Annotated in this window: 19 protein-coding genes and 1 pseudogene; 7 read left to right on the top strand and 13 right to left on the bottom strand. The window is 65.4% G+C overall.

Translation table 11 applies throughout. From position 1 onward, the window contains the following. Positions 1 to 592: 592 nt before the first annotated feature. Both ACQR1Y_RS23155 and ACQR1Y_RS23160 read left to right on the top strand, forming a co-directional pair. Complete coding sequence (locus ACQR1Y_RS23155; protein ID WP_434878334.1) at positions 593 to 1,351, top strand: hypothetical protein; 759 nt, start codon at positions 593 to 595, stop codon at positions 1,349 to 1,351. 644 nt (positions 1,352 to 1,995) lie between these two features. Further along, positions 1,996 to 3,165, top strand: a complete 1,170-nt coding sequence (locus ACQR1Y_RS23160; protein WP_434878335.1) for a tetratricopeptide repeat protein — start codon at positions 1,996 to 1,998, stop codon at positions 3,163 to 3,165. Positions 3,166 to 3,506: 341 nt separating this feature from the next. Here ACQR1Y_RS23160 and ACQR1Y_RS23165 read toward each other — a convergent pair. Further along, positions 3,507 to 3,800, bottom strand: a pseudogene (locus ACQR1Y_RS23165) (methyl-accepting chemotaxis protein); the annotation flags it as partial. 132 nt (positions 3,801 to 3,932) lie between these two features. On the opposite strand from ACQR1Y_RS23165, the gene ACQR1Y_RS23170 reads away from it, so the two are divergent. Continuing rightward, a complete protein-coding gene (locus ACQR1Y_RS23170) occupies positions 3,933 to 4,820 on the top strand; it encodes an EamA family transporter (protein WP_434894317.1) in 888 nt (295 codons plus the stop codon). Positions 4,821 to 5,059: 239 nt separating this feature from the next. Here ACQR1Y_RS23170 and ACQR1Y_RS23175 read toward each other — a convergent pair whose 3' ends face one another. From ACQR1Y_RS23175 to ACQR1Y_RS23225, 11 genes are all read right to left on the bottom strand, one after another. After that, positions 5,060 to 7,069: a HAMP domain-containing methyl-accepting chemotaxis protein gene (locus ACQR1Y_RS23175; protein ID WP_434878336.1), complete on the bottom strand. Its 2,010-nt coding sequence runs from the start codon at positions 7,067 to 7,069 to the stop codon at positions 5,060 to 5,062. An 888-nt stretch (positions 7,070 to 7,957) separates the two neighbouring features. After that, positions 7,958 to 9,301 carry a methyl-accepting chemotaxis protein gene (locus ACQR1Y_RS23180; protein WP_434878337.1) on the bottom strand — a complete coding sequence of 448 codons (1,344 nt, stop codon included), beginning with the start codon at positions 9,299 to 9,301 and terminating at the stop codon, positions 7,958 to 7,960. A 422-nt stretch (positions 9,302 to 9,723) separates the two neighbouring features. Then, a complete protein-coding gene (locus ACQR1Y_RS23185; protein ID WP_434878338.1) occupies positions 9,724 to 10,212 on the bottom strand; it encodes a cytochrome c-type biogenesis protein in 489 nt (162 codons plus the stop codon). 5 nt (positions 10,213 to 10,217) lie between these two features. Then, on the bottom strand, positions 10,218 to 12,197 hold the full coding sequence (locus ACQR1Y_RS23190; RefSeq protein WP_434878339.1) for a heme lyase CcmF/NrfE family subunit: 1,980 nt from the start codon (positions 12,195 to 12,197) through the stop codon (positions 10,218 to 10,220). Further along, complete coding sequence (ccmE, locus tag ACQR1Y_RS23195; RefSeq protein WP_434861059.1) at positions 12,194 to 12,712, bottom strand: cytochrome c maturation protein CcmE; 519 nt, start codon at positions 12,710 to 12,712, stop codon at positions 12,194 to 12,196. The genes ACQR1Y_RS23190 and ccmE overlap by 4 nt, the downstream gene beginning before the upstream one ends. A gap of 34 nt (positions 12,713 to 12,746) precedes the next feature. Next, a complete protein-coding gene (ccmI, locus tag ACQR1Y_RS23200; protein ID WP_434878340.1) occupies positions 12,747 to 13,847 on the bottom strand; it encodes a c-type cytochrome biogenesis protein CcmI in 1,101 nt (366 codons plus the stop codon). Between the two features lie 133 nt (positions 13,848 to 13,980). After that, the gene (locus tag ACQR1Y_RS23205) at positions 13,981 to 14,250 is read right to left on the bottom strand and encodes a hypothetical protein (protein ID WP_434878341.1); all 270 of its coding nucleotides are present in this window, start codon (positions 14,248 to 14,250) and stop codon (positions 13,981 to 13,983) included. Between the two features lie 121 nt (positions 14,251 to 14,371). Further along, positions 14,372 to 15,883: a hypothetical protein gene (locus ACQR1Y_RS23210; RefSeq protein WP_434878342.1), complete on the bottom strand. Its 1,512-nt coding sequence runs from the start codon at positions 15,881 to 15,883 to the stop codon at positions 14,372 to 14,374. Between the two features lie 109 nt (positions 15,884 to 15,992). Then, complete coding sequence (locus tag ACQR1Y_RS23215) at positions 15,993 to 17,369, bottom strand: ATP-binding protein (protein ID WP_434861055.1); 1,377 nt, start codon at positions 17,367 to 17,369, stop codon at positions 15,993 to 15,995. 61 nt (positions 17,370 to 17,430) lie between these two features. Beyond that, positions 17,431 to 18,105, bottom strand: a complete 675-nt coding sequence (locus ACQR1Y_RS23220) for a response regulator transcription factor (protein WP_006614547.1) — start codon at positions 18,103 to 18,105, stop codon at positions 17,431 to 17,433. Positions 18,106 to 18,372: 267 nt separating this feature from the next. Then, on the bottom strand, positions 18,373 to 18,525 hold the full coding sequence (locus ACQR1Y_RS23225; RefSeq protein WP_009027687.1) for a hypothetical protein: 153 nt from the start codon (positions 18,523 to 18,525) through the stop codon (positions 18,373 to 18,375). Between the two features lie 257 nt (positions 18,526 to 18,782). On the opposite strand from ACQR1Y_RS23225, the gene ACQR1Y_RS23230 reads away from it, so the two are divergent. The 3 genes from ACQR1Y_RS23230 (at position 18,783) to ACQR1Y_RS23240 (ending at position 23,045) form a co-directional block, all read left to right on the top strand. Continuing rightward, positions 18,783 to 19,760: a Ku protein gene (locus tag ACQR1Y_RS23230; RefSeq protein WP_434878343.1), complete on the top strand. Its 978-nt coding sequence runs from the start codon at positions 18,783 to 18,785 to the stop codon at positions 19,758 to 19,760. Between the two features lie 386 nt (positions 19,761 to 20,146). Then, positions 20,147 to 21,148 carry a LysR substrate-binding domain-containing protein gene (locus tag ACQR1Y_RS23235; RefSeq protein ID WP_434861053.1) on the top strand — a complete coding sequence of 334 codons (1,002 nt, stop codon included), beginning with the start codon at positions 20,147 to 20,149 and terminating at the stop codon, positions 21,146 to 21,148. 400 nt (positions 21,149 to 21,548) lie between these two features. After that, entirely contained in the window at positions 21,549 to 23,045 is a 1,497-nt protein-coding gene (locus ACQR1Y_RS23240; protein ID WP_434861052.1) for a porin, read from the top strand. 156 nt (positions 23,046 to 23,201) lie between these two features. Here the strand turns inward: ACQR1Y_RS23240 and ACQR1Y_RS23245 are convergent, their stop codons facing one another. Further along, positions 23,202 to 23,366, bottom strand: coding sequence for a Flp family type IVb pilin (locus ACQR1Y_RS23245; RefSeq protein WP_434861051.1), 165 nt, complete (start codon positions 23,364 to 23,366; stop codon positions 23,202 to 23,204). A gap of 387 nt (positions 23,367 to 23,753) precedes the next feature. Between ACQR1Y_RS23245 and ACQR1Y_RS23250 the strand changes: the two genes are divergently transcribed. Continuing rightward, a complete protein-coding gene (locus ACQR1Y_RS23250; protein WP_434878344.1) occupies positions 23,754 to 25,286 on the top strand; it encodes a thymidine phosphorylase family protein in 1,533 nt (510 codons plus the stop codon). The last annotated feature ends 40 nt before the right edge of the window (positions 25,287 to 25,326 follow it).

A 25,326-nucleotide genomic window follows, 5' to 3' on the forward strand; every position in this document is an offset into this window, starting at 1 on the left:
GGAGACATCCCGGCCCTCCCTGCGCGATGGTTTTAACAATTATACGTGCTCTCCCCGGGGACCGGCTCATTGACCCCGTCGCCAGCGGATCATCACCACCAGCTTGACCTCGGCACCGGGAGGCCAGGACGACACGATTTCCTGTCCGCAGTCAGCCGTTCGTCGGCGAGGCCGAAACCCCGCGTGCAGCCGCCCGCATCCATCGCATTCCGCAACCCGCGTCCGTGACGATCGCGATACGCTCCCTCAGCGGTACGGAACGAGGCGGAGGATACGGGTGATTTGGGGTGGAGCGCAAGAGGATTTTTGATTTTCGGAACACCTTGGCCATGAGCATCAAAGTGTTTATGGCGACGAGCCGCGACCTACGAAACGCGAGGGCACCCAGCCGCAGACTGCCTACGTCGCATATATCCCTCTACCCCCGTATGGCATACAATGCTTAATCTCTGTCCGAACACGCACTTGCGAGCAACACTTGGGCAAGCATCTACTTTCGATCGGGATTTATCTCGGCACAATCGATCAAGGCCATTTGTTCGGCCACACCAATTTCAACGAGTACGACTAAATCCTCCTGGATTTCGAGTCCTTGCATGCCGAACTTGAACAAAAGCCATCTACGGGGTGGATATTGAATCGACTGGGTCAGCTCGATCGGTGGGTGAGAGATGGAAATACCTTGATAGTTGTTAATGCAATGCCCGTGGCCATAACGCACATGCGGCAATTACTGCATCAATTCGAACCGTTCGCCGGATTAACCTTTGAAAGCTCCTCTGGCTCGCGCGTCGAAGCATGCGGTCCAAGAGATGTACAGGACCAGCTAAACATAATATCTGACTATCTCTCATATCAATTCGTAATCGGCGGCGAGGACCTACAGCCGTTACTTCGAGTAAAAACAGTCAACAAAGATAGACCACCTCAGATCGTCGCTGGAATACGGCAGCTAGACGCAGGCCAGATAGTATATTTCCCTTGCGTTAATAGCAGTCATACGTGGGATGCGCTTATTTCGCATGTTCAACAGATTTCCAGAATAGCGCATCGAGGAGACCCGGCCGAATTGCCTGAATGGGTCAATCGTTTCCTCTCTAAATCTGAGCAAACCGCAATCACTCAAATAGAGAAACTGGACGCTGAACTAGCGAAAATTGGAAGTCAGATCGCAACGCAACAGCGGGTGATCGATGAAAACAAGCGATTGAAGCAACTAATTGCAGGAAGTGGACAAAGCTTTGCAGAAGTCGCAGCCACCGCCCTTGAAGAATTGGGTCTCCGCGTTGCGGAAGGTCAACACCCGCGGGCCGATTTGGTTGAGCGACGGCTCCAGGATTGCAGCTGTTGAGCTAAAGGGAGTCGAGGGTCCTATAGCGGAACGACACTTAAGACAGCTATGGGCGTGGATGGCAGAAATCGACAACATTATGTCGCTGCCGCCGGACGAGCAGAGCAAAGATCAGAAGAACTACGCTAAGATAATAACTAGTCTAGGCGCTTCGGTAACGGAGGTCGATTGTAAGGGCATCTTAATCGTGGGGACCTTTAGACGGACTCCCCTGGACGATCGCACGGAACCAGACTTGCCCGACCCCGTGGCGAAGCGTCTAGGAACTAGGGATGTTTGCATTTTGACCGGTTCACAACTCCTTGGTCTAGTGCTGGCCGGCCGTGAAGACCCCACTTTGAGGAATACTTTTGTCCAACAACTGATGAACACTCGCGGCCGCTTACAATCAGCCATTGATTGGACGAAGTTTTTATGGAGCGCTCAGAAACGCGATTAAACTTCGAGCTTACATAGCCCGAATGAACCCGGTAGTCCAAGATCACCTTTGCAGTGCGTCGGGTTGGCTTAGTTGGAGGCGTTGGTCGCTACTCCAAGCCGCCACCGAAGGCACGGTCGACTAGCTCAACCTTCTTGCCTTAGTGGCCGCTTGAAGCTTTAAATGGCGACCTGGTTCTAGCGCTCAGAGGTCAACAGGCATGAGATTGGTTTGGCTCGTCGCGGTCCTCGCGCTGGCGCCGGGTGCGTTGTTGGCTCAAGCCGACACGGGCAAGACATTCTGCAACGCGGACAACGAGACACCGGAAACAGCCGCGATTGCCGCCTGCACGCAACTGCTCGATGCAAGCAAGCCTGACCAACAGGAGCGCGCGACCTATTTCTACAACCGCGGGGCGGCCTATTGGCGCATGGGCGAGTACGATGCGGCCATCGCGGATGAGAGCGCGGCGATCGCGATCAATCCCGGCTTTGCCGACGCCTATGTGAGACGCGGTGCCGTGTATTTCCACAAAGCACAATACGTTCAGGCCATCGCCGACTCGACCAAAGCCATCGAGATTGATCCGGACAATTTCAGAGCTTACGCCAACCGTGGCATGGCCCACTTTTACAGGGGCGAGCGCAGCAGCGGGATCGACGACGAGACGCGGGCCATCGAGATCAATCCGAAATTCATCGCTGGCTATATCAATCGACTGCTTATCTATGAGGCGCTCGCCAAGAACGACGAGGCCGCAGCCGATCTCGCGGCAGCCTTCAAGATCGAGCCGGCGAACGGCTTCGACGGCTACCGCTTTCGCGCCTGGGCTTACACGCGAAAGGGCAATCACGACCGCGCCCTGGCCGAGTACGACCGCTGGATCGACATGAACCCTGCGAGTGCGATTGCCTACGCGCTTCGGGCCGATGTCCATCTGAGCAGGAAAGACACCGCGCACGCCATCGCCGATGCGAGCAAGGCGATCGAACTCAACCCCCGTTACATTCTTCCGTACCAGACCCGCGGAGCCGCCTATTTCAGCGCCGGCAATCTTGACGGGACCATCGCCGATTTCAGCGTCGTCATCGCCGCCCGCCCGGGTAAGCGCGCCTACGAGCTTCGCGGCAAGGCCTACGCGCTCAAGAACGATCTCGATCATGCGATTGCCGATCTGACGAAGCTGATCGAGCTCGACCCCAGGAACTACGATGCCTATCGCGCGCGCAGCGACGCCTACGAGAAGACGCACGATGCGGCCGCGGCCGCGGCTGATGCGAAAATGGCGACGGATATCTTCGCGCAGCGGACGCTCATCCCGGGGGCGCTGCCGTTGGCCGCTCCCGGAGCGTTCGACGCCGGAGGCCAAGGGGCGGCTCCGAAAACGCCAAAATAAGAGACCGCCCGCCGATCGACGGTGCGTAGGACGGCTTAGCCGGAAGCGTAAGCCGCCGCGCTTTCGCACTCGGGGTGGCGGATTACGCTGCGCTAATCGCTCTACTTGTCAGGCGTCAACTTAACACCTCGCACCCTCATGTCGCAAGGTGACCGCTATGCGAGGCTGTCTTGGCGAAGAATCCTGGAAGTTAGTTACTCCGTCATGCCCGGGCTTGTCCCGGGCATCCACGTCGTTCTCAGCGCGCCGGACGACGTGGATTGCCGGGACAAAAGCCCGGCCATGACGATGGGGAGGCAGACGGGCGCAACGCTGCGATCGTCGGATGCGCAAGCTTCGCCTCACGCCGCCTGCAGCGCCCCCAGGAACCGGCTGACCTCCCGCTTCAACCGTCCGCTCTCCGCCGACAGCGACCTCGCCGCCGTCAGCACCTGGGCCGACGCCGAGCCCGTTTCCGACGCGCCGCGCTGGACGTCGTCGATGTTGCGCGACACGCGCTGGGTGCCGTTGGCGGCGTGCTGGACGTCGCGGGAAATCTCGGCCGTCGCGGCGCCCTGCTCTTCCACCGCGGCGGAGACGGCGGCGGAGATTTCGGACAGGCGGCCGATGGTGCTGCCGATCTCCTCGATCGAGCCGCCCCTCCTACGCCGCTTCATTCGATCCACAGCAAAGTCTCGCGATAGTGGTTTGCGCGAACTCGGCCGGATTGGACCTTATGGCCGGATCACGCCCGCCTTAGCATGCCATCCATCTCGGAGGATGGCCCGATGCTGATGCGCGACGTGTTGTTGGCGACGCTGACGTCCGTGATCTGGGGTCTGGGCTTCGTGGTCGCCAAGTTCGGGCTGGAGAGCTTCTCGGCCATGCAGATGACGGCGCTGCGCTTCCTGATCGTCAGCATCTTCGTCTTTGTAGTGCCGCGACCCAGACTGCCGATGTCGAGTCTCGTCGCGATCGGCGCCACTCTGTTCACCGGCCAGTTTCTGCTGCTGTTTCTCGCATTCACCCATGGGATGCCGCCCGGGCTCGCTTCGGTGAGCCAACAGATCCAGGCGTTCTTCACAGTGCTGCTCAGCGGCGTCTTCCTGCGCGACATTCCCGGCCGACGGCAGATCATCGGGATGGTCATCGCGTTTGTCGGGCTCGGCCTCATCGCCTCGGCTGTTGGTACCGATCTGAACTTTGTCGGGCTTGGCCTCGCGATCGCTGCGGCCTTCAGCTGGGCCGTAGGCAACGTTCTGGTGAAGCACGCGCCGAAGGTGCCGATGCTGTCGCTGGTGATCTGGTGCAGCCTCGTTCCACCCCTGCCAGCACTCCTGCTGTCGAGCGTCTATGACGAGCATTCGACCGTGGAGGCCGTCATCAATGCGTCGTGGCCGAGCATTGCCGCGGCGGTTTTCTACTCCGGCTTCCTCGCCATTGCCGTGGCCTATTGCGCATGGGGCTATCTCGTGCAGCGCTACCCGGCTGTTTCCGTCGCGCCGTTCACCCTGCTCACGCCCTGCATCGGTGTCGTCGCATCGAAGATGATCTACGGCGAAACATTCAGTCCCACGCGCTATGCAGGGATGGGGCTGATCATGGTCGGACTGGCTGTGATCGTCCTGCCGCTGCAACGGATGAAGGCGCTGATCCCGATCCGATGGTCACGGTGATGCGCAATCCGTGTCGGAAGTCCGCATAGCCCAGCGCGGATGAGCGCAGCGATATCCGGGGTCATCTCTAAAGCTCGTGTGAACTCGGATGTCGCTGCGCTCATCAAGGCTACGGAATGCCCCTCCCGATCGACGGTGCGTAGGGCGGCTTAGCCGAAGGCGTAAGCCGCCGTGCTTTCTCGGCTCGCGATGGCGGATTACGCTCCGCTAATCCGCCCTACTGGTCCGGCGCTCGCCCCTCACGCGGCCTGCAACGATCCCAAGAACCGGCTCACCTCTCGCTTCAACCGTCCGCTCTCCGCCGACAGCGACCGTGCGGCTGTCAGCACCTGGGCCGACGCGGAGCCCGTCTCCGACGCGCCGCGCTGGACGTCGTCGATGTTGCGCGAGACGCGCTGGGTGCCGTTGGCGGCGTGCTGGACGTTGCGGGAGATCTCGGCCGTCGCGGCGCCCTGCTCTTCGACCGCGGCGGAGACGGCGGCGGAGATTTCGGAGAGGCGGCCGATGGTCGAGCCGATCTCCTTGATCGAGCCGACCGACTCTTCCGTCGCGGCCTGGATGCCGGAGACCTGCTGGGCAATCTCGCCGGTGGCTTTCGCGGTCTGCTCGGCCAGCGCCTTGACCTCGGCGGCGACCACCGCGAAGCCGCGGCCGGCTTCGCCCGCGCGCGCCGCCTCGATGGTGGCGTTGAGCGCCAGCAGATTGGTCTGGCCGGCGATGGTCGAGATCAGCTCGAGCACGTCGCCGATGCGCGCGGCCGCCTTCGACAACGTGCCGACGCGCTCATTGGTGCGGGTGGCCTGCGCCACCGCCTCGCGGGCGATGCGCGCGGAGTCCTGCACCTGGCGGGAGATCTCGCTGACCGACGAGGACAGCTCCTCGGCGGCGGAGGCCACCGTCTGCACGTTGGACGAGGCCTCCTGCGAAGCGGCGGCGACTTCGGTCGACAGTTCCTGGCCGCGCGCGGCGGTGCTGGTCAGGGTGCCGGCGGAGGCTTCGAGCTCGCTGGAGGCGTGCGAGACGGCGTCGATGATCTCGCCGACGGCCTGCTCGAACTCGCGCGCGAGCCGGGCCATATCCGCCTTGCGCTCGTGCTCGCGGCGCGCCTCGGCGTCGCCCTGCTCGGCGCGCAGGCGCTCGGTCTCCGCCATGTTGTCCTTGAACACCTGGATGGCGGTCGCCATGGCGCCGATCTCGTCGCGGGCGCCGCGGCCTGGAATCTCGACGGCGACGTCGCCGCTGGCGAGCCGCCCCATCGCCCGCGTCATCGACGTCAGCGGGCCGACGATGCCACGCGCGATCAGGAACGCGACCAGGCTGCCGAACAGCACGGCCGCGGCGCCGACCTGCATCTGCAGCGAGATGGTGTGGCCGATCGCGGCCTCGGCGGTCGCGCGCGCGGCCTGAGAGTCGGCGTTGACGCTTGTCTCGGCCGCCTTCAGCGCCTCGACGCTGCGGGCGATCAGCGGCTCGATCGCGTTGGCGTAGATCTCCTCCGACTTCAAGGTCGCGGCGGCGGTGGCCTCGAACGCCGATTTGTTGACGTCGAGCGAGGCTTTCACCGGCGCGATCGCGGCGAGCACGCCGGCCGGCGGCGAATTGCCTTCCAGGGTGGCAAGGCGCTGCTCGACATTGTCGACGCCGGCGCGGAACGCGGAAGCCGCCTTGGCGTCGCGGAGCGCCAGGAAGCGCCAGGTCGCGATGCGCACCAGCTGCAGCCGCGTGTCGATGTCGGCGACCGCCGTCATCACCTCCGGTTCTTTCGAGATGCGCGCGGCGATGGACAGCTTTGCGGTCTTGGCGGCGAGGTCCTCGCCGCCCGGCAGCAGCGCGGCGCGGCCGGTCTTGATCTGCCGGACGGCGTCCTGGAGCTGCTCGCGCAGGGTCCGCATCTGCGCGATGTCGGCGGCGAGATCGGCATAGGCCTTGCGGCGCTCGGCGGAGCGGGACACGGCGCCGGCGGTCTGCAGCAACTCGGTCGCGGCAGCCTCGCGATCGGCGGCCTCCTTCAGCGCCGGCTCGTTGGCGTCGTGGATGTAGCGGAGGTTGGCGCGCTGGATCGCCTGGAGATGGTTGGAGATCTGCAGGATGCGCGCGGTCGCGTCCGACAGCGCCGACATGCTCGCCACCTGGCCGCTGACGGCGCGTAGATTCCATACGGCGACCGCGGCCATGACCATGCCCACCGCCACCAGCGCCGCGAACCCGGCGTAGAGACGCCCTCTGATCTTCAACCGGAAGCTCATCATCGTCCCCTCGCCCTCTCCCCATGTGCGGTAGGCGGGCGAACTGACAGCCTGCGCGCCTGCCTTGCCCCAGCGGTCGCGCTGGCCGCGACTCACAGCTGAGCTATATGCACGATGAGTTATATTTACTAAGAGTGAGTTAGAAAGGTAGGTGGTGCTTCATCGAATGGCGCCGGTGCGGACTACGTAGTTGCGATGAGTTGTGTCGGCGCGACCATCACACCCCCGGCTGATTCCGTCGGGCGGTTTATCGGCAAATGAAAGAACACGGCGCGGCTGTGGAGGCCGCCTGCCAACGTGACGCGAGCGGCTCGCCACACACTCCGCCGTCATTCCGGGGCGCACGTCAGCGCGAGCCCGAAATCCATAGCCACGACCGGCAGTTGTTGAAGGAAGATGCCGCGACAGCTCGTCGCCATCATCGCCGTTCGTGATTATGGATTCCGGGCTCATTCGCGTTTCCGCGAATGCCCCGGAATGACGGCGGAGATGATGGCTGGCTGGTGTCGTGCGGCGCAGGCGTGGCCGGATCAGCGATAGCGACATCCAAGCCCATCTCGACCGCGCGTGAAATCCCGGATGTCGCTGACGCTCATCCGACGACAGCGGAGGGCTGGGTGACGGCTGCGGTCAAGCCGGACACGACGCTCTCTCCGCCGTCATTCCGGGGCGCGCGTCAGCGCGAGCCCGGAATCCATAACCACGACCGGCAGTTGTTGAAGGGAGATGCCGCGACAGCTCGTCGCAATCACAACCGATCGTGGTTATGGATTCCGGGCTCATTCGCGTTGCCCGCGAATGCCCCGGAATGACGGCGGAGAGGATGGCTGGCTGGTGTCGTGCGGCGCCGGGCGGTGGGACGGCGGCGGCGGGCTTGAGCGACGGTGTGCCTCAGCTCGCCTTCACACTGATGATGAACGCGTCCACTTCCCGCTTGAGCGTCTCGGCCTGCTGCGAGAGATCGCCCGCGGCGTCGCGCGCGTCGGTGGCCAAGCGGCCGGTTTCGGCCGAGGTGGAGGTGATCTGGGCGATGTGGTTGGAGACGTCGGCGGTGCCGCGGGCGGCTTCCTGGACGCTCTTGGAGATGTCCTGGGTGGCGTTGCGCTGCTGCGAGGTGTCGACCTCGATGCCGGACATGATGGCGCTGATCTCCGACAGCGTGGTCGAGATGCCGTCGATGGCGCCGCGGGTCTCCGCGGTGATGCCCTGGATGCTGGCGACATGCGCCGAGATCTCGTCGGTCGCCTTGCTGGTCTGGTCGGCGAGGTTCTTCACCTCGGACGCCACGACCGAGAAGCCCTTGCCGGCCTCGCCGGCGCGCGCGGCCTCGATGGTGGCGTTGAGGGCGAGCAGATTGGTCTGCGCCGCGATCGCCTGCACCAGCTGCACGACGGTGCCGATCTTCTCGGCGGCGTCCGACAGCGAATGGATCGTGTTCTTGCTCTTCTCGGCCTGCGACGCCGCGCCCTCGGCGCGCTGGGTGGCGTCGGAGACGCGGCGGCTGATGGTGCCGATCGAAGAGGTCATCTCCTCCGTCGAGCCGGCCACCGTCTGCACGCTGCGATTGGCGTGGTTGGCGGCGGCCTCGACGGCGTTGGCCTTGGCCGAGGTGTCGTTGGCGGCGCGCGACAGCGTCTCGGCATTGCTCTTGAGGCGGACGGCCGAGGACGCCACGCTGCTGACGACGCTGGCGACGAGCTCGTTGAAGGAGTGGATGCGGCCGTCGAGGAAGCGCGAGCGCTCGCCCTGGCGCTGCGCCTCCTGCAGCTCGCGCTCGGTGAGGCGCTGGCGCTCGATGCCGTTGGTCTTGAACACCTCCAGCGCGCCGGCGAGCTGGCCGATCTCGTTGGTCAGGCCGAGACCGGGGATGCTTGTGTCATATTTCTGGCCGGCGACGTCGCGCATGGCCGAGACCATCGCCGCGAGCGGACGCAGGATGCCGTTCTGCACCGCGGCATAGGTCATCAGGCAGACGGCGCTGGCGAACACGGCGATCGCGACGCAGGCGATCAGGAACCAGGAGAACGCCGATTGCGCCTGCTGATAGGTCAGCGTCGCATGGTCACGCGCGGGACCGCTGAGCGTGGCGAAGTCCTGCGACAGGCTGGTGATCTGGTTGTTGAGATACAGCACCGCGATGAAGCCGGTGCCACCGCCGATCGCCAACAGCAGGAGCAGCGAGGCGACGACGCCTCCCACGAGGAAGCGGATCGTCAGATTGCTGTTGGAGAACATGGACCTTGCCCGGACGCGTCAGACGGAATATCAACGCACAGTCCCAGACAATGGTAAAATAAGATGAAAGCGCGGGGGCCGGTGAAGCACGGGAGAGTGCGGGGGTTTTGGGACGGTGCGGGCAGGAAGCGTTATCAATAGCGCCATCCGCACGTCGCACGTGCGGCCACCCCGCTCTCACTCCTCACCCTGAGGAGCCCGCCCCTTGGGGCGGGCGTCTCGAAGGGCGAGGCCCGAGACCTCGGCCTCATGGTTCGAGACGCGCCGCCATGAAGACCATGCGTGTCGGCTCGACCGTCGCGCGGCGCTCCTCACCATGAGGGTCTGGCACCCAGGGCGGTCCTGCACAGCGACCATGAACACGCCAAGCGGCGTGTTCATGAAGAGGAGCAACACCCGAAACCGGGAATTCCCTCTGGCGTTCAAGTCGCCGGCGGCTGCTTTTCCGCCGCCATCAGCGCGGCGAGGCGCGCTTCCTCCTCGGCCGTCAGCTTCGGCGTCACCTCACTTCCGCGCTGGCCGCGGCGGCGGACCTGCCACCACAGCGCCAGCCCGCCGCCGAGCAGCAGCACCGGGGGCAGCAGCCAGAGCAGCAGGGTCTGGCGCTCGAAGCGCGGCTTGAGCAGCACGAACTGGCCGTAGCGGGCGACCAGGAAATCGAGCACCTGATTGTCGCTGTCGCCGGCGGCGAGACGTTCGCGCACCAGCAGGCGCAGGTCGCGCGCCAAGGGCGCGTCGGAATCGTCGATCGACTGGTTCTGGCAGACCATGCAGCGCAGCTCGCGCGACAGCGCGCGAGCGCGCTGCTCCTTGGTCGTGTCCGACATCACCTCGTCGGGCTGAACGGCATGCGCCGTGGGCGAGCCGAGCAGCAGCAGCGCGAGTGCGAGCGAGCCGAGAATGCGTCGCATCCGCCCTACTCCGCCGGCTGCAAGGCACGCGCGGCGCGAGCCGGCCGCGGCGCGCCGACGCGCAGGCGGCGATCCGACAGCGACAGCAAACCGCCGAACGCCATCAGCACCGGGCCGAACCAGATCAGCAGCACCAGCGGCTTGTGATAGATGCGCACGGCAAGGCCGCCGTCCGCCGTGGTGTCGCCGAGCGAGACATAGAGCTGGCTGACGCCGCGCGTCAGCAGCGCGGCCTCGGTGGTCGACATGCCGCGCGTCGCAAAGCTGCGCTTGCTCGGCGTCATCACCGCGAGCTGCCTGCCGTCCTCGCTGATCACGAAGGTGCTGATCACTTCGGTGAAGTTCGGGCCCTGGCGCTGGGTCATGCCGTCGAACTTGATCTGGTAGCCGGCGAGGTTGCGCATGTCGCCGGGACGGAGGGTCGAGATCAGCTCGCTGTTCCAGGTGGTCTCGCAGACGATGCCGAGCAGCGCGACGCCGAGGCCGGCATGCGCGAACGCCGTGCCCCACACCGAGCGCGGCAGACCCTTGGTCCGATGTAGCGCGGTCTTGACCGGCACGCGGGTGATGCCGCTGCGCTCGACCAGATCGACGATGGCGCCGACAATGACGAACACGCCGAGGCCGATGCCGAGCGGCGCCAGCGCGCTGCCGCCGCGCGCCCAGGCCCAGGCGATCGCGATCGCCACCAGCGAGGCGATGCCGGCCGCGAGCAGCCGCTGCGTCGCAGCTAACAGATCGCCGCGCTTCCACGCCAGCATCGGGCCGAACGGCACCATCAGCAGCAGCAGCGCGAACAAGGGGCCGAAGGTGAGATTGTAGAACGGCGCGCCGACCGAGAGCTTGAAGTCGAGCGCTTCCATGATGACGGGATAGAGCGTGCCGAACAGCACGGTGGCGCAGGACACGGTGAGCAGCAGGTTGTTCAGCACCAACGCGCCCTCGCGCGATATCGGCGCGAACAGGCCGCCCTGCTTCAGCGCCGTGGCGCGGCCGGCGAACAAGGTCAGGCTGCCGCCGATGAACAGCACGAGGATGCCGAGGATGAACACGCCGCGCGTCGGATCACTGGCGAAGGCGTGCACCGAGGTGATGACGCCGGAGCGCACCAGGAAGGTGCCGAGCAGCGACAGCGAGAAGGTCAGGATCGAGAGCAGGATGGTCCAGACCTTGAGCGCGTTGCGCTTCTCCATGACGAGCGCGGAGTGCAGCAGCGCGGTGCCGGCGAGCCAGGGCATCAGCGAGGCGTTCTCGACCGGGTCCCAGAACCACCAGCCGCCCCAGCCGAGCTCGTAATAGGCCCAGTACGAGCCCATGGCGATGCCGAGCGTCAGGAAGATCCAGGCCATCAAGGTCCACGGCCGCACCCAGCGCGCCCAGGCCGCATCGATGCGGCCCTCGATCAGGGCTGCGATGGCGAAGGAGAACGAGATCGAGAAACCGACATAGCCGAGATAGAGCATCGGCGGATGCACGGCGAGCCCGATGTCCTGCAGCACCGGATTGAGGTCGCGGCCCTCGATCGGCGGCGTGGCGAGGCGCGCGAACGGGTTCGAGGTGGTCAGGATGAACAGATAGAAGGCGCTCGCGACCCAGGCCTGTACGGACAGCACGCGGGCGCGCAAGGACAGCGGCAGGTTGTTGCCGAAGGCTGCGACCATGGCGCCGAACAGCGCCAGGATCGACACCCACAGCAGCATCGAGCCTTCATGGTTTCCCCAGACGCCGGTGATCTTGTAGAGCAGCGGCTTCATCGAGTGCGAGTTCTCGAACACGTTGGCGACGGAGAAATCCGACGTCACGTGGAGGGTGATCAGCGCGATGAAAGACAGCCCGGCGAACAGCAATTGCGCCAGAGCGGCGGAGCGGCCGACATTCATCAGCGCGACGTCATGCTTGGCCGCGCCGAGCATCGGCACCGTCGACTGGATCAGCGCCAGCGCGAGCGCCAGCACCAGGGCATAATGTCCGCTCTCTGCAATCACTGCGTCGCTCCTGCGGCCGTCTTCTCAGCCCCCTCGCGCATCGACACCGGGCCTGGTTTGGCGGCGCCTTGCGGCTTGCCGTAATCGTCCTTCCAATGGCCTTGTTTCTTGAGGCTGTCGGCGACTTCCTTCGGCATGTAGGTCTCGTCATGCTTGGCGAGCACGGTATCCGCCTTGAACACGCCGGAGGCATCGAGCGCGCCTTCGGCGACGACGCCCTGCCCTTCACGGAACAGGTCCGGCAGGATGCCCTTGTAGGCGACCGGGAGCTTGGCGCCGCCGTCGGCAACCTCGAAGGTGACCGCGAGATCGTCGCCGCGCTTCAGCGAGCCCGGCTGCACCAGGCCGCCGAGACGGAAGCGCTTGCCCGCGGGAACGTGTTTCTCCGCGACCATGGTTGGCGTCGAGAAGAACACGATGGAGTCGCGCAGCGCGTTCAGCACCAGCCCGGCTGCGACCGCGAGCACGAACAGCGCCCCGCCGATGATCGTCAAACGCCTCTGCTTGCGTGTCATCCCAACATCCCGTTCGCGGCGACAGCGCCGCTCATCATCCATCCAGCCCGAAGGTCTTCACGGCCTCGTTGAGCTGGCGCAACCGATCGGCATCCTTCACGGCCTGCCTTGCATCGGATAACGCCGATTTGGCCTTGTCGAGATCACCCAGCACGACATAAGCGCGCACCAGCCGCAGCCAGCCCTCGGGGTCGTCGCCATTCTCTTTCAGCCGCGTCGCCAGGCGATCGACCATGCCGCGGATCATCGTGTCGCGATCGCCGGCGCTCATGTCCTTGGCGGCGGCCATCGCCTCGCTCGGCAGCGCCGGCGCCTCGCCGCCGCCGACGCGGGCGAGCGCGGCCACCACCAGCGGCCGCCATGGCGCATCCGCCGGGCCCTTGCTCAGCATGCCCCGCCAGATCTCGGCGGCATCGTCCTTGCGGCCGTCCTGCTCGGCGGAGAGGCCGAGATAGTAGTTGGACTTCGGCTCGTCGGCGTCGAGCGCGTGGCCGCGCTCGAATTCCGCCTTGGCCTCGGCCGTGACCACCCCGCCCGCGGCGGCCGTGATCACCTCGCCGAGATCCGCGCGCTTGGCGGCGCCGTCGCCGGCATAAGTGATCATGTTGCGATAGGCGCGGATGGCGTCCTCGGTGCGGCCGAGCCGCGCCAGGACGGGGGCGAGCACCGTCCAGCCGCGGCCGTCGGTCGGATTCTTCTGCAGATGCTGCTCGACCTGCGACACCAGGTTTTCCAGCGGCTGCGAACCGTCGGCCGGCGTGGCGCGGGCGGTGAGCGGGAAGTCCGGCAGTTGCGGCGAGCCGAGCGGCAGATAGACCGCGAGCGCCACGATCGGCAGCCCGACCAGCGCCAGCACGGCCGCCATCCGGCGCAAGCCGAGGCTGGTCCTGGCCGGCGCGGCCTGCTCCTGGTCGGCGGCGGCCAGCAGCCGGCGGCCGATCTCGACCCGGGCCGCCTCGGCCTCGGCCTTGCCGATCAGGCCGGTTTCGACGTCGCGATCGATCTCGGCGAGCTGGTCCTTGTAGACGACGACCTCGCGGCCCTCGGTGGCGGCGCGCGCGCCCAGCCCGAGCGGCAGCAGGACGGCGAAGATCGCCGCGGCCGTCATCACGGCGAACACGAACCAGAGCGTCATCGACAGGGTTCCACAGCGCCCACCGGCAGGCGCATTGCCGCGCTTTTAACCAGCAGCGTTCCCGGCGGCAATTCACAATTGCCGCCCTGGTAGCGCACTCCCCGAAGCCGAAAAACTCAGGAGGATTACGTAATTAAGGCACCTCGAACTCGGCGCTCTTGGCGAGGTAGCTGCCGTGCCCGTTGAGGGCCATCAGGAAGTAGGTCCCCGGCCTGACCTCGTCGGTCAGCCTGATCCGCAGCGAGCCGGCCGGCACCGGCGAGGCGATGGTGGTGACGGGATCGGCGAGCTGTGCCCCGCTCGTCTTGTCGACGAGCACGACCTTGGCCTTGATCATGAGGTTGCGATAGGTCGCGCATACCACGCGATTCTCGACTTCGACGAAGTTGATGACGGAAATCATGGTCTTGATGAAAACGGCTGAACTTAAAGGCTGAACGTGCTGCGGAAGCGTCTGAGTTGCCCCGTCCCCCGGGACAACCGAAAATCGAACTCTTCAAATACGGGTGGAAGATAGCAAAAGATCAGCCGGCGCGCGAAGATTTTCGTTCGCCATTCAACGCATTCTCGGCCGACCGGCTCATCAATTGGGCGTAGTCGTTGCCGAACAGGACATGGCAGAAGCGGATCGCCGCCGAAACCTGCGACTGCCGATAGGCGCGCGCCCGCGCGTCGCCCGAGCGCAGCGACTGCACCAGCGCCTCGGTGGCCTTCTCGACATATTGCTGCAGGTCGGAATAGGTCCGCAGCGTGACCTCGTTGATGGCGAGCTCGCTGGCATAGTTGCGACACACCGCGACGAACTCGATCAGCGCCGCGACCTCCTCAACCTCGCCGGTGTCGACGCCGGCGCCGGCCGGAATGTCCTTGTCGGCGCGCTGGCGCAGGATGCGGCGGGCGCGGCCCGGCACGCTGTCGATCTCGGATTGCAGCGCGTTGGAGATGTCGGCGCGGATCGCGGTGAGCTGCTTGCCCCAGTTCGATTCCGAGCGCAGGTCGAGCTCGGTGCGCAGGCCGCGGACGCCGTCGTGCAAGGTCTTCAGCGTGTCGCCGAGATTGGAGAAGTGCCCGCGCCGGATGTCGGCGCGCAGCACCGCGGCAAGACCTGCGAGATCATTGAGCGCGATGGTCACGGCGACACCGAACGGGGTCGCCGCGACCCGGATCTCGTCGTCGGACGCGGCGATCTTGGTAGCAAGGCGGATGATCTGCCACGGCGCGGCCAGCCGCTGCATCACCAGCGACAGCGCGAACGGCAGCATCAAGGGCGTCTGCAACGACGGCACGTTGATCGCGTCGGTGACGGAGGCGATCTGCGAATCGCCGAGCGTCCGGATGATGCCCGGCAGGCGTCCGTTGAGACCGTCGAGCGCCTCGCGATTCTGCAGCACCAGCGCGATCGGCAGGAGGTCCTCGATCACGCTGGGCGCGCCGATGCGGGCCAGCAGACGCTGGCGGTCGCCGGTCGCGTTCGGGCCCACGAGCTTCATCAGGGACTCGGCGGCGGCGAGCTGCAGCTTGCGGGCGGCCATCTCGATCTCGCGGGAGCTGTCGCCGCCGGCCGACATCGCGGCCTCGAACTCGGCATAGCGCTCGGGCGCGCCCTCGCGTCCGAGCCACTGCCAGACGGCAAGCAGCGAGCCGCGGCGGATCTGTCCGGGACGCAGCGGACCGGTGGAATCGGTCAGGAACGGTTCGAGCGGCCGAAATAGCCGGCGCGGTGCATCACCGCTCTGCCGGCGATCCTCGCGCGACGGGCCGGGCGCCGGCGCGGTTTCGGCTGCAGGCTTGGGCGGAGCGGCCTCGGCGGGCGCGGCGCGGGGGGGCGTCGAACGGGCGGCTTCGGCCGGAGCCGCAGCCGCAGCCGGCGCAACGGGACGCGCGACCTTGCGCAACTGCTCGAGCACCAGCGTGGCGACCGCCACGTCCTGGCCGCGCTCGATGGCGCGTTCGAACTCGCGCATCAGCAACGACTGCGCATTCGGCGGCAGCTGCCCGAGATATTCTCTCAATCGTTCTTGAGCTGTCTGACCCATGCGCCGGCGTGCAAATTTCCACCGCGAGAGCGCACATTGCGCACCCCTGCACCGACCTTAGCGTCCGCGATGTTAAGAACACCTTTAGGATGGTGAAATTCGCAGCCCGTCAAACGCCGGGCAGCCGGAGTTCGGCCCGGAGACCGCCGGTCGGCGCATCGCCCAGGGTCAGCCGGCCGCCATAGAGCGCCGCCAGATCGGTGACGATCGACAGGCCGAGGCCCGATCCTGGCTTGGATTCGTCGAGTCGCTGGCCGCGCCGCAGCACCTGGGCGCGCTCGGCCGCCGAGAGTCCCCGGCCATCGTCATCGACGATGATGCGCAGCATCGGCGATGCCCCCGGCTGCGCCGGCGGCTCCACCGTCAGTTCGACGGAAACCCGGGAGGTCGCCCATTTGCAGGCATTGTCGACGAGATTGCCGACCATCTCCTCCAGATCCTGGCGCTCGCCGCGAAAGCGCGCCGACGGGTCGGTCGTGGCCTCGACCAGGATGCTGCGATCGCGATAGATCTTCTCCATGGTGCGGCGCAGCGCCTCGATCGCCGGCGCCACTTCGGTGACGGTCGACACGATCGTCACGCGCGCCGCGATCCGCGCCCGCTCGAGGTGGTGGGCGACCTGGTCGCGCATCACATCGGCCTGCTCCATCACCTTGGCCGCGAACGGATCGGCCGCGTGAGTGGTCGCTTCGTTCACGATCACGGACAGCGGCGTCTTGATGGCATGGGCGAGATTGCCGACATGGGTGCGCGCCCGCTCGACGATCTCGCGATTGGCATCGATCAGCGCGTTGGTTTCGCGCGCCAGGGGGGCGATTTCGACCGGAAACTCGCCTTCGAGCCGCTCCGCCCGGCCGGAGCGGATGTCGGCGATCGATTCGGAGATGCGCTTCAGCGGCGCGAGGCCGTAACGGACCTGGAAGATGGTGGTCAGCAGCAGCACGACGCCGAGCGCGGTGAAGGTGCCGCCGAGATAGTAGTCGAAGCTGCGGGTCTCGTCGAAGATCTCGGACGCGTCCCCGGCGACGCTGACCAGGAATTTGCCGTCCGAGCCGAGGTCCACGGGCCGCTCGACCATGCGCAGATCCTGGTTCTCCGGTCCCTCGACATAGCCGATCCGGATACCAGCCGCGGTCAGCTCGATCCCCTGCTCCTCCAGCTTGGGCAGCTTCTTGTCCCACAGCGAGCGCGAGGCCCTCACCTCCGGCTTCTCGGTGTCGGTGCGCGTGATCTGCCAATACCAGCCGGACAGGGGCAGCTCGAACAGCGGCTCGCCGAGCGACTGGAATTGCCGGTCGGGCGGATCGTCGGGAGTGGCGACCTCGGCGATCAAGGTGCGCAGGTAGAGGTTGATCCTGCGGTCAAAGGCGCGCTCGGTCGCATTGCGATAGACCGAGGACAGCACGATGCCGGTGATGGCGAGGATGACCACGAGCCACGCGGTCGCGGACAGGAACAACCGGGTGGCAAGTGAACTCTGGCGCATGACCGCAAATTAGCGAAACGTCCGGCGCCCGGCCACCTCGATGGCGGGCGCCGGAGACGGTTCAGGCGCCGGCTGCCGGGGGCGGCGTCAGGAGATAGCCGAGGCCGCGCACGGTCTGGATGACGTCGCAGTCGAGCTTCTTCCGGATGCGGCCAACGAACACCTCGATGGTGTTGGAGTCGCGGTCGAAGTCCTGGTCGTAGAGATGCTCGACCAGTTCGCTGCGCGAGACCACGCGGCCGGAATGATGCATCAGGTAGGACAGCAGCCGGTATTCGTGTGAGGTCATCTTGACGGGGTTGCCTGACACGCTGACCTTGCCGGTGCGGGTATCGAGCGTGACGGGGCCACAGGTCAGTTCGCTCTGGGCATGACCGGCCGAGCGGCGGAGCAGCGCGCGGATGCGCGCCAGCACCTCCTCGAGGTGGAACGGCTTGGCGACGTAATCGTCGGCGCCGGCATCGAAGCCCTGCACCTTGTCGCTCCAGCGGTCGCGCGCGGTGAGGATCAGGACCGGCATCGCCCGGCCGTTACGACGCCAGGCTTCGAGGACGGAGATGCCATCCATCTTCGGCAGGCCGATATCGAGCACGACAGCGTCATAGGGCTCGCTGTCGCCCAGGTAATGCCCCTCCTCACCATCGAACGCACGGTCCACGACGTAGCCGGCGTCGCTCAGGGCCGTGGTGAGCTGACGGTTGAGATCCGGATCGTCCTCGACAACGAGCAGACGCACGCTTGCCTCCAAAGCTGAACTGCACGATTTCCGCCCTCAAGATGAACCGGAAGGCCGTGAACCGCGCATGAACGGAACCCGACCGAACGGGTTACTTTTTGGTCATCTCGGTCGGGGCCGCCGGCAAGGGCCGACAGAATTGAGGCGGATATACGCTCTGGAACACCGCGATGAAAAGCCCGGCCATGGGGATGGCCGGGCTGGATTTTGTGCGAAGCGATGGAGGCCGGCCGCGGTGTCACGGCCAGCCGGCATCTCGATGCGCCCTCAGGTATGGAAGAACACGAACCACACGAGGCCCAGGACCAGCAGCGCCAGCCCCGTGGAGATGGCCAGCATCGCCAGCACCGACGGGCCGGGTTCGCCCTGCCGGGCTTCGGTGGGAGTTTCGACGATCTGCGACCCTCGTCTTGTTGCCATGGCGCCCTCAGCTCGCTGCTGTTCTCGAACGCAATATCGCGTTCTCTCACTTGCTCAGTTGGCAACGTCGGCCCCCAGATGATGTTCCGGCCCGGCCCCCGCATGCGACCAGTTAACGCCGCTCTTAGAATCTGCGGGTAGGCTTGTTGAATCCGCGGCCTGCGATGTTATCCTCGCGGCCGTCGCGAGAACTAAGTCCGCAGCAGCCCGGTCCCGGGGAGTTCGCCCGTCATTTTGCAGTTGAGTGGAGTGGAGACATGGCCCCGCGCGCCAATTGGAAGGGTTTTCTGCGGCTATCGCTCGTGACCTGCCCGGTCGCGCTCTATCCGGCCACGTCGGAATCCGAAAAAGTCTCCTTCAACCAGATCAACCGCAAGACCGGCCATCGCATCAAATACAGCCGCGTCGACGCCGAGACCGGCGAGGAAGTAGCCAACGAGGACATCGTCAAGGGCTACAAGGTCGACACCGACACCTACATCGAGGTCACCAAGGACGAGCTCGACGACATCGCGCTGGAATCGACCCACACGATCGAGATCGACGAGTTCGTGCCGCGCACGGATATCGACAGCCGCTATCTGATCCGCCCCTATTATCTCGTGCCCGACGGCAAGGTCGGCCATGACGCCTTTGCGGTGATCCGCGAGACCATCCGCAGCATGGACAAGGTCGCGATCGGCCGCGTGGTGCTCACCAACCGCGAGCACATCATCGCGCTGGAGCCGCTCGGCAAGGGGCTGATGGGCACACTGCTGCGCTATCCCTACGAGGTGCGCAACGAGGACGAATATTTCGACGACATCCAGGATGTGAAGATCACCGGCGACATGCTCGATCTCGCCAAGCACATCGTCGAGAAGAAATCGGCCGACTTCCAGCCGGAAAACTTCGAAGACCACTACGAGGCCGCACTGGTCGAACTCATCAACAAGAAGCGCAACGGCGTGACCATCACCGCCAAGGCCGCGCCGAAGTCGACCGGCAACGTCATCAACCTGATGGATGCGTTGAAGCGCAGCCTTGCCAGCGAGGGCGACAAGGCGCCGGCTCCGGCCACTGCCAGCGCGCCGAAGGCCAAGGCGAAGAAGCCGAAGAAGCGCGTCGAAGGCCAGCGCGAGATGCTGCTGCCGATCAGCGGCAAGAAGGCCAAGGACGAGGCGAAGAAGGCGGACGAGCCGAAGAAGGCCGAGAAGCCGGTTCGGACGACCGCTCGCTCGCGAAAGGCCGGATGACGCCTCGCGGACGCACTGAAGCGCCACAGGTGGAACCCGCCGTCGCTTCAACGCGTCGTCCCTCCTCTAAGCTCCTCCTCTGATCCCAACTTCCTCATCCTTACCGGTGAGGCGCTGGTTTTGCTGAGCTGGTCCGCTATTCCCGCCTCCAAGGCTGGGCGCGGATTTGTGATCGGTTCGATGCCGCCTGCGTGCTTGCGGAATGAGCACGCCGCGCCTAGCTCTGCGGCGCGGGTGAATGATCGGGCGCAGCTTCCACGCGAAGGCGGCTGGTCGATGATGGAGCGACCTTGGCGGAGTCGGTCCGGCTGCACGACGCGGCGTATCAGGGGGTATGAATGGTCCAGCATGTCGGAAGCCATTGCCGGGCATGGCGCGGCTAGCCCATGGCGCGTGTTCAGCTGTCCGAGCTCTCGGCGTTCGCGGCCGTCGCGGATACGTTGAGCTTCACCAAGGCGGCCGCCCACATCGGTTGCTCGCTGCCGACCATCAGCCAGACGATCAAGGGCCTCGAGGAACGGCTCGACGTCCGGCTGTTCAACCGCACGACGCGCAGCGTGGCGCTGACGGCGGCCGGCGAGCGGCTGCTGGCGGAAATTCAGCCGGCTCTCGAACGTGTCGATCAGGCCATCGAGAGCATCAACGCCTTTCGTGACAAGCCGATGGGCACGTTGCGCTTGACGGTGTCGCGTGTGTTCGCCATGCGCGGCCTCGGTCCGCTGATCCGGTCATTCCTCGCCGAATACCCGGACATCCATCTCGAACTCGCCGTCGACGACACCAACAGCGACATCGTCCGCAATCGATTCGATGCCGGCATTCGCGCGGGCCATCGCGTCGAACGTGACATGAAGGTCATTCGCGTGTTCGACGAATGCAGCTTCGTGGCCGTGGCCTCCCCCGGCTATCTCGCAGCCCATCCGACGCCCATGGTTCCCGAAGATCTGCAGAGCCACAACTGCATCCGTCATCGCGCGCCGGCCGACGAGACGTTGCAGCCCTGGATCTTCGACAATGGCGGCGATCACACGGAGATCGCGGTGGAGGGCGCGCTGACCGTCAACGATCTCGACCTCGCGCTGAATGCCGCGCTCGACGGCATCGGCGTGGCCTACCTCGTCGAACCGATGATCGACCAGCATCTGGCGGACGGACGGCTGGTGCGGCTCCTGCCCGGCTGGAGCCATACGATGCCTGGACTGTTCCTCTATCACCCGAGCCGACGGCAACCGCCGATGCCGCTGCAGGTGTTTCTCGACTTCGTCAAGCGATGGCGCAGCGGCGCCACGCTCGATCGAATCACGCGAGCCTCGGACGTCGGCGGCAACGGACTGGTTGCAGCGACGTCACATCGCTCGTCCATAACGATAGAATCGAATCGCCGCTGAGAGCCTGATCGCACTCCGACGGGTGCCGCGCATTCCGAGTGATGCGTGAGCGCACCATCGTGTGCGCAGCTTGCGTGAAGCCCCCGTGATTGTTCGGGATTCCCACCTACCCTATTCATGATTATCATCATTAACAGAGTGTTCCAGAACGGACACAACGGTGGCGTTGCCGCGTCGAAGCTCGTGCGATCCGAGAGCATGTTAACGACGACCGAGTGGAACACGGGCAAACCAGCTCAGATTCATCAAATTGAAATGAGCTGGTGCACACTTCATTCATGCCACCGAGAGCCAAGCCGATCGGCCTGAGCGGGAATGCGGGTGTGAAAGCAGAAGCTGGCAACCGCCAGAGGCGACACGCGGGGGGCCGTGTGACCGCCGATCAACCGGAGAGATTGAGATGAAGACGATCAGGGGCCTGCTTCTCGGAACGGGAGCAGTGATATTGTCCGCCGCGGCGGCTCACGCTGCAGACCTTCCGCTCAAGGCCAAGGCCGTCGAGTATGTCAAGGTGTGCTCGCTGTACGGCACCGGCTTCTACTACATGCCCGGCACCGACACCTGCATCAAGCTCGGCGGCTATGTGCGCGCCGAAACCGCGCTGTGGACCAACAGCAACTATGGCGGCGCCTATGGCGGCGTGGCCGGCGCCGACAACCGCCTCAGCAACCGCTATCAGATGCGGTCGCGCCAGGACATCAACATCGATACGCGGACGGCCACCGAGTATGGCGTGGTCCGCACCTATTTCGACGCGGTCCTGACCTGGACCTCCGGCTCCACCGCCGGCACCGGCGGCGGCGCGACCGCCTATACGGGCGACGCCATCTCGGGCGGCACGCTCGGCGTCTACTACGCCTTCATCCAGTTCGCCGGCTTCACCATGGGTAAGGCGGTGTCGACCTTCGACGCGCCGTGGACCAACTATCCGGGCAACAATTTCGACGGTCTCGTCGGCGGCAGCGGCTCCAACAACGGCGTCAACCAGCTGACCTACACCGCCGATTTCGGCCAGGGCATCACCGCCGCGATTTCGCTGGAGGACCAGACCCAGTTCTTCACCACCAACATCTGGAACACCTCGGGCATCACCGCGGCGGGCGTGCTCGGCGGCGCCTACGGCACCAGCAGCATCGGCGGCAACGTGTCGCCGGACATCATCGGCATGGTTCGCGTCGACCAGGCCTGGGGCATTTTCCAGGCGTCGTTCGCCGCACACGACAACCACACGGCCTATTATGGCGCGACGGAAACGTCGGGCCATCCGTCCGACAAATGGGGCTGGGCTGCTCAGGCTTCGTTGTCGATCAAGAACATCCCGACCGGTCCGGGCGACGTCGTCAACCTGCAGGCGGTCTATACCGACGGCGCCAGCCGCTACAACTTCCAGAGCTTGGCCTCGACGTCCTATTCGATGTACGGCAGCACCGGCGTGCCCGGCGCCTACCAGAGCATCGGCTTCGCCGGCGTCGCCGACGCGGTCTACGGCGCAGGCACGGGCCTCTCGACCGTGCAGACCTGGGGCATGCGCGGCGCCTACACCCACAATTGGGATCCGCGCTGGAACACGGCGCTGTACGGCGCCTACGCCCAGGTCCGCTACGGCCAGACCGGCACGAACCTGATCTGCACCGGCATCGCCGCGACCGCCATGCTCACGGCGGGCTCGACCTGCAATCCCGACTTCAACCTCGGGCAGATCGGCCTGATCACGCGCTGGACTCCGGTGAAGGGCCTGACCTTCTCGGCCGACGTGACCTACAGCCACCTCGACCAGAAGTTCTCGGGCACCGCGATCGCTCCGGCGGTCACGAGCACGGCCAAGCCGGCCGCCACGTATCAGCTCCGCGACCAGGACACGGTCAGCATGCTGCTGCGCGCCCAGCGCAACTTCTGACGCTAGACGATCAAACCTCAACCGCTCCAAAGCTTCCGGCGATGCCCCGCCGGAAGCTTTGTCTTTTTCAAGCGGCTGCGGAAGTGGCAAATACGAAAGGCGCCGTGCGGACACACGGCGCCTTCGAATTGATCCGGCTGCGGCGGGACGATCGTTCTATTTGATAGACGTATTGATCGCGGTGAACTTGCTGCTCAGTCCCGAGCCGAGGCCGTTGACCGCGGCAAGGATCACGATGCTCAAGCCGCCGGCGATGATGGCGTATTCGATCGAGGTCGCGCCAGCCTGATTCTTCAGGAAGTTTGCAATCAACTGACGCATCTATCACTCCGGTCGGGCTCGATCATCAGGCGCGCAGCGACGGCGCGCGCACAGGCCGGGACGGACGCCCCGGGAAACCCTCGGGCATCCGCTTGAAAAATAGGTTAATCTGATCGGAGACAAACGGGGCAGCAGATGCCTGCCCCGGCAGCGCCCGCCGGTCGCAGCCAAGGCTCGCCCACCATTTCAGAACTCCGCGCAATTCATTGGATTCATTGACTTTATCTCTCAGCCGCGAGTCTTGAGGACAAGGTTGTCCAAGATGCGCCGCGCGGGGATAAGGGTCGACACATCGGGAAAAAAATGCGGCTTGGCCGCAATCCGTCTCCGGCATGATCTGCGTCAACGGCCGTGACGGCGACCGGCTTAACGGTGATGATCACCGCCATGACCACAGCCGAATTCGCCCGCCCCCAGCTCAAGATCCGCAGCGTCGCGCTCGACACCGGCCGCGAGAACGTGGTCGTGATCTCGCGCCGCTCCAAGGCGTTGCGGCCGGATGTCTTCAGTGGCTTCAGCCGGGTCGAGCTGCGCTGCAATTCCCGGACATTGCTGGCGACGCTGCTGATTACCGACGACGACGCGCTGGTCGGGCCGGACGAGATCGGCCTGTCCGAGCCGGCGCTGCGGCGCTTCGCAGAACCGCCGGGGACACTGGCGACGGTCTCGCCGGCGACGCCGCCCGACAGCCTCGAATCCGTCCGCGCCAAGATCCGCGGCGAGACCTTGAGCGACCAGGCGATCGCCGCCGTGATCGACGACCTCGCCCACTACCGCTATTCCGACATGGAGATCGCGGCGTTCCTGATCGGCTCCGCGAGCTTCATGAGCTCGGGCGAGCTGCTGGCGCTGACGCGCGCGATGGCCAATGCCGGAACGCAGCTCACATGGCCCGAGCCCGTCGTGGTCGACAAGCACTGCATCGGCGGCATTCCCGGCAACCGCACCTCGATGGTGGTGGTGCCGATCGTCGCCGCTCACGGCCTGACCATCCCGAAGACCTCGTCGCGCGCGATCACCTCGCCGGCCGGCACCGCCGACACGATGGAGGTGCTGGCGCGGGTGAATGTCGGCGCCGAGGAGATGAAGTCGATCGTCGCGGCCTGCAACGGCTGCGTGATCTGGGGCGGCCACGTCAACCTGTCGCCGGCCGACGACATCCTGATCTCGGTCGAGCGCCCGCTCAGCCTCGATACGCGCGAGCAGATGGTGGCCTCGATCCTGTCGAAGAAGCTCGCCGCGGGCTCGACGCATCTGCTGCTCGACCTGCCGGTCGGCCCGACCGCCAAGCTGACCAGCGGCGCCGAGGCGATGCGCTTGCGAAAACTGTTCGAATTCGTCGGCGACCGGTTCGGCATCAAGGTCGAGGTGATCACGACCGACGGCCGCCAGCCGATCGGCAACGGCATCGGTCCGGTGCTCGAGGCGCGCGACGTCATGGCCGTGCTGGGCAACGAGCCGTCGGCACCGGCGGACCTGCGCGAAAAATCGCTGCGGCTCGCGGCGCATCTGCTCGAATATGATCCGAAGCTGCGCGGCGGCGCGGGCTATGCGCGCGCCCGCGAGCTGCTCGACAGCGGCGCAGCCCTGAAACAGATGCAGAAGATCATCGACGCCCAGGGACCGACGACGAGCCGCAGCGAACTCGGCAACCTCGCCTTCGATGTGCGGGCCGAGCGCGATGGCACCGTCGCCGCGATCGACTGCCTGCGGCTCAACCGCTTGGCGCGCACCGCCGGTGCGCCGGTCAACAAAGGCGCCGGCATCAGCCTGTTCAAGAAGATCGGCGACCGCGTCGACCAGGGCGAGCCGCTCTATCGCGTGTTCACCTGCGATCCGTCGGAGCACGATCTGGCGGCGGCCGCCGCCAGCGCCAACAATGGCTACGCGTTCGCGGACGGTCCGAACGGCCAGCGCTGATCGGCATCGCATATTCCATCAAACAAGCCAGGAGACCGCC

The organism is Bradyrhizobium sp. HKCCYLRH3099 (genome assembly GCF_051167855.1).
In the GTDB taxonomy this organism is placed as follows: Bacteria; Pseudomonadota; Alphaproteobacteria; order Rhizobiales; family Xanthobacteraceae; genus Bradyrhizobium.

What these genes read in the sequence shown, in the direction of transcription:
- ACQR1Y_RS23235 (WP_434861053.1), top strand. Translation starts at nt 20,147, where the DNA reads ATGGCGCGTGTTCAGCTGTCCGAGCTCTCGGCGTTCGCGGCCGTCGCG.
- ACQR1Y_RS23225 (WP_009027687.1), bottom strand. Translation starts at nt 18,525, where the DNA reads ATGGCAACAAGACGAGGGTCGCAGATCGTCGAAACTCCCACCGAAGCC.
- ACQR1Y_RS23250 (WP_434878344.1), top strand. Translation starts at nt 23,754, where the DNA reads ATGACCACAGCCGAATTCGCCCGCCCCCAGCTCAAGATCCGCAGCGTC.
- ACQR1Y_RS23215 (WP_434861055.1), bottom strand. Translation starts at nt 17,369, where the DNA reads ATGCGCCAGAGTTCACTTGCCACCCGGTTGTTCCTGTCCGCGACCGCG.
- ACQR1Y_RS23245 (WP_434861051.1), bottom strand. Translation starts at nt 23,366, where the DNA reads ATGCGTCAGTTGATTGCAAACTTCCTGAAGAATCAGGCTGGCGCGACC.
- ACQR1Y_RS23230 (WP_434878343.1), top strand. Translation starts at nt 18,783, where the DNA reads ATGGCCCCGCGCGCCAATTGGAAGGGTTTTCTGCGGCTATCGCTCGTG.
- ACQR1Y_RS23240 (WP_434861052.1), top strand. Translation starts at nt 21,549, where the DNA reads ATGAAGACGATCAGGGGCCTGCTTCTCGGAACGGGAGCAGTGATATTG.
- ACQR1Y_RS23205 (WP_434878341.1), bottom strand. Translation starts at nt 14,250, where the DNA reads ATGATTTCCGTCATCAACTTCGTCGAAGTCGAGAATCGCGTGGTATGC.
- ccmE (WP_434861059.1), bottom strand. Translation starts at nt 12,712, where the DNA reads ATGACACGCAAGCAGAGGCGTTTGACGATCATCGGCGGGGCGCTGTTC.
- ACQR1Y_RS23175 (WP_434878336.1), bottom strand. Translation starts at nt 7,069, where the DNA reads ATGATGAGCTTCCGGTTGAAGATCAGAGGGCGTCTCTACGCCGGGTTC.
- ACQR1Y_RS23210 (WP_434878342.1), bottom strand. Translation starts at nt 15,883, where the DNA reads ATGGGTCAGACAGCTCAAGAACGATTGAGAGAATATCTCGGGCAGCTG.
- ACQR1Y_RS23170 (WP_434894317.1), top strand. Translation starts at nt 3,933, where the DNA reads ATGCTGATGCGCGACGTGTTGTTGGCGACGCTGACGTCCGTGATCTGG.
- ACQR1Y_RS23185 (WP_434878338.1), bottom strand. Translation starts at nt 10,212, where the DNA reads ATGCGACGCATTCTCGGCTCGCTCGCACTCGCGCTGCTGCTGCTCGGC.
- ccmI (WP_434878340.1), bottom strand. Translation starts at nt 13,847, where the DNA reads ATGACGCTCTGGTTCGTGTTCGCCGTGATGACGGCCGCGGCGATCTTC.
- ACQR1Y_RS23180 (WP_434878337.1), bottom strand. Translation starts at nt 9,301, where the DNA reads ATGTTCTCCAACAGCAATCTGACGATCCGCTTCCTCGTGGGAGGCGTC.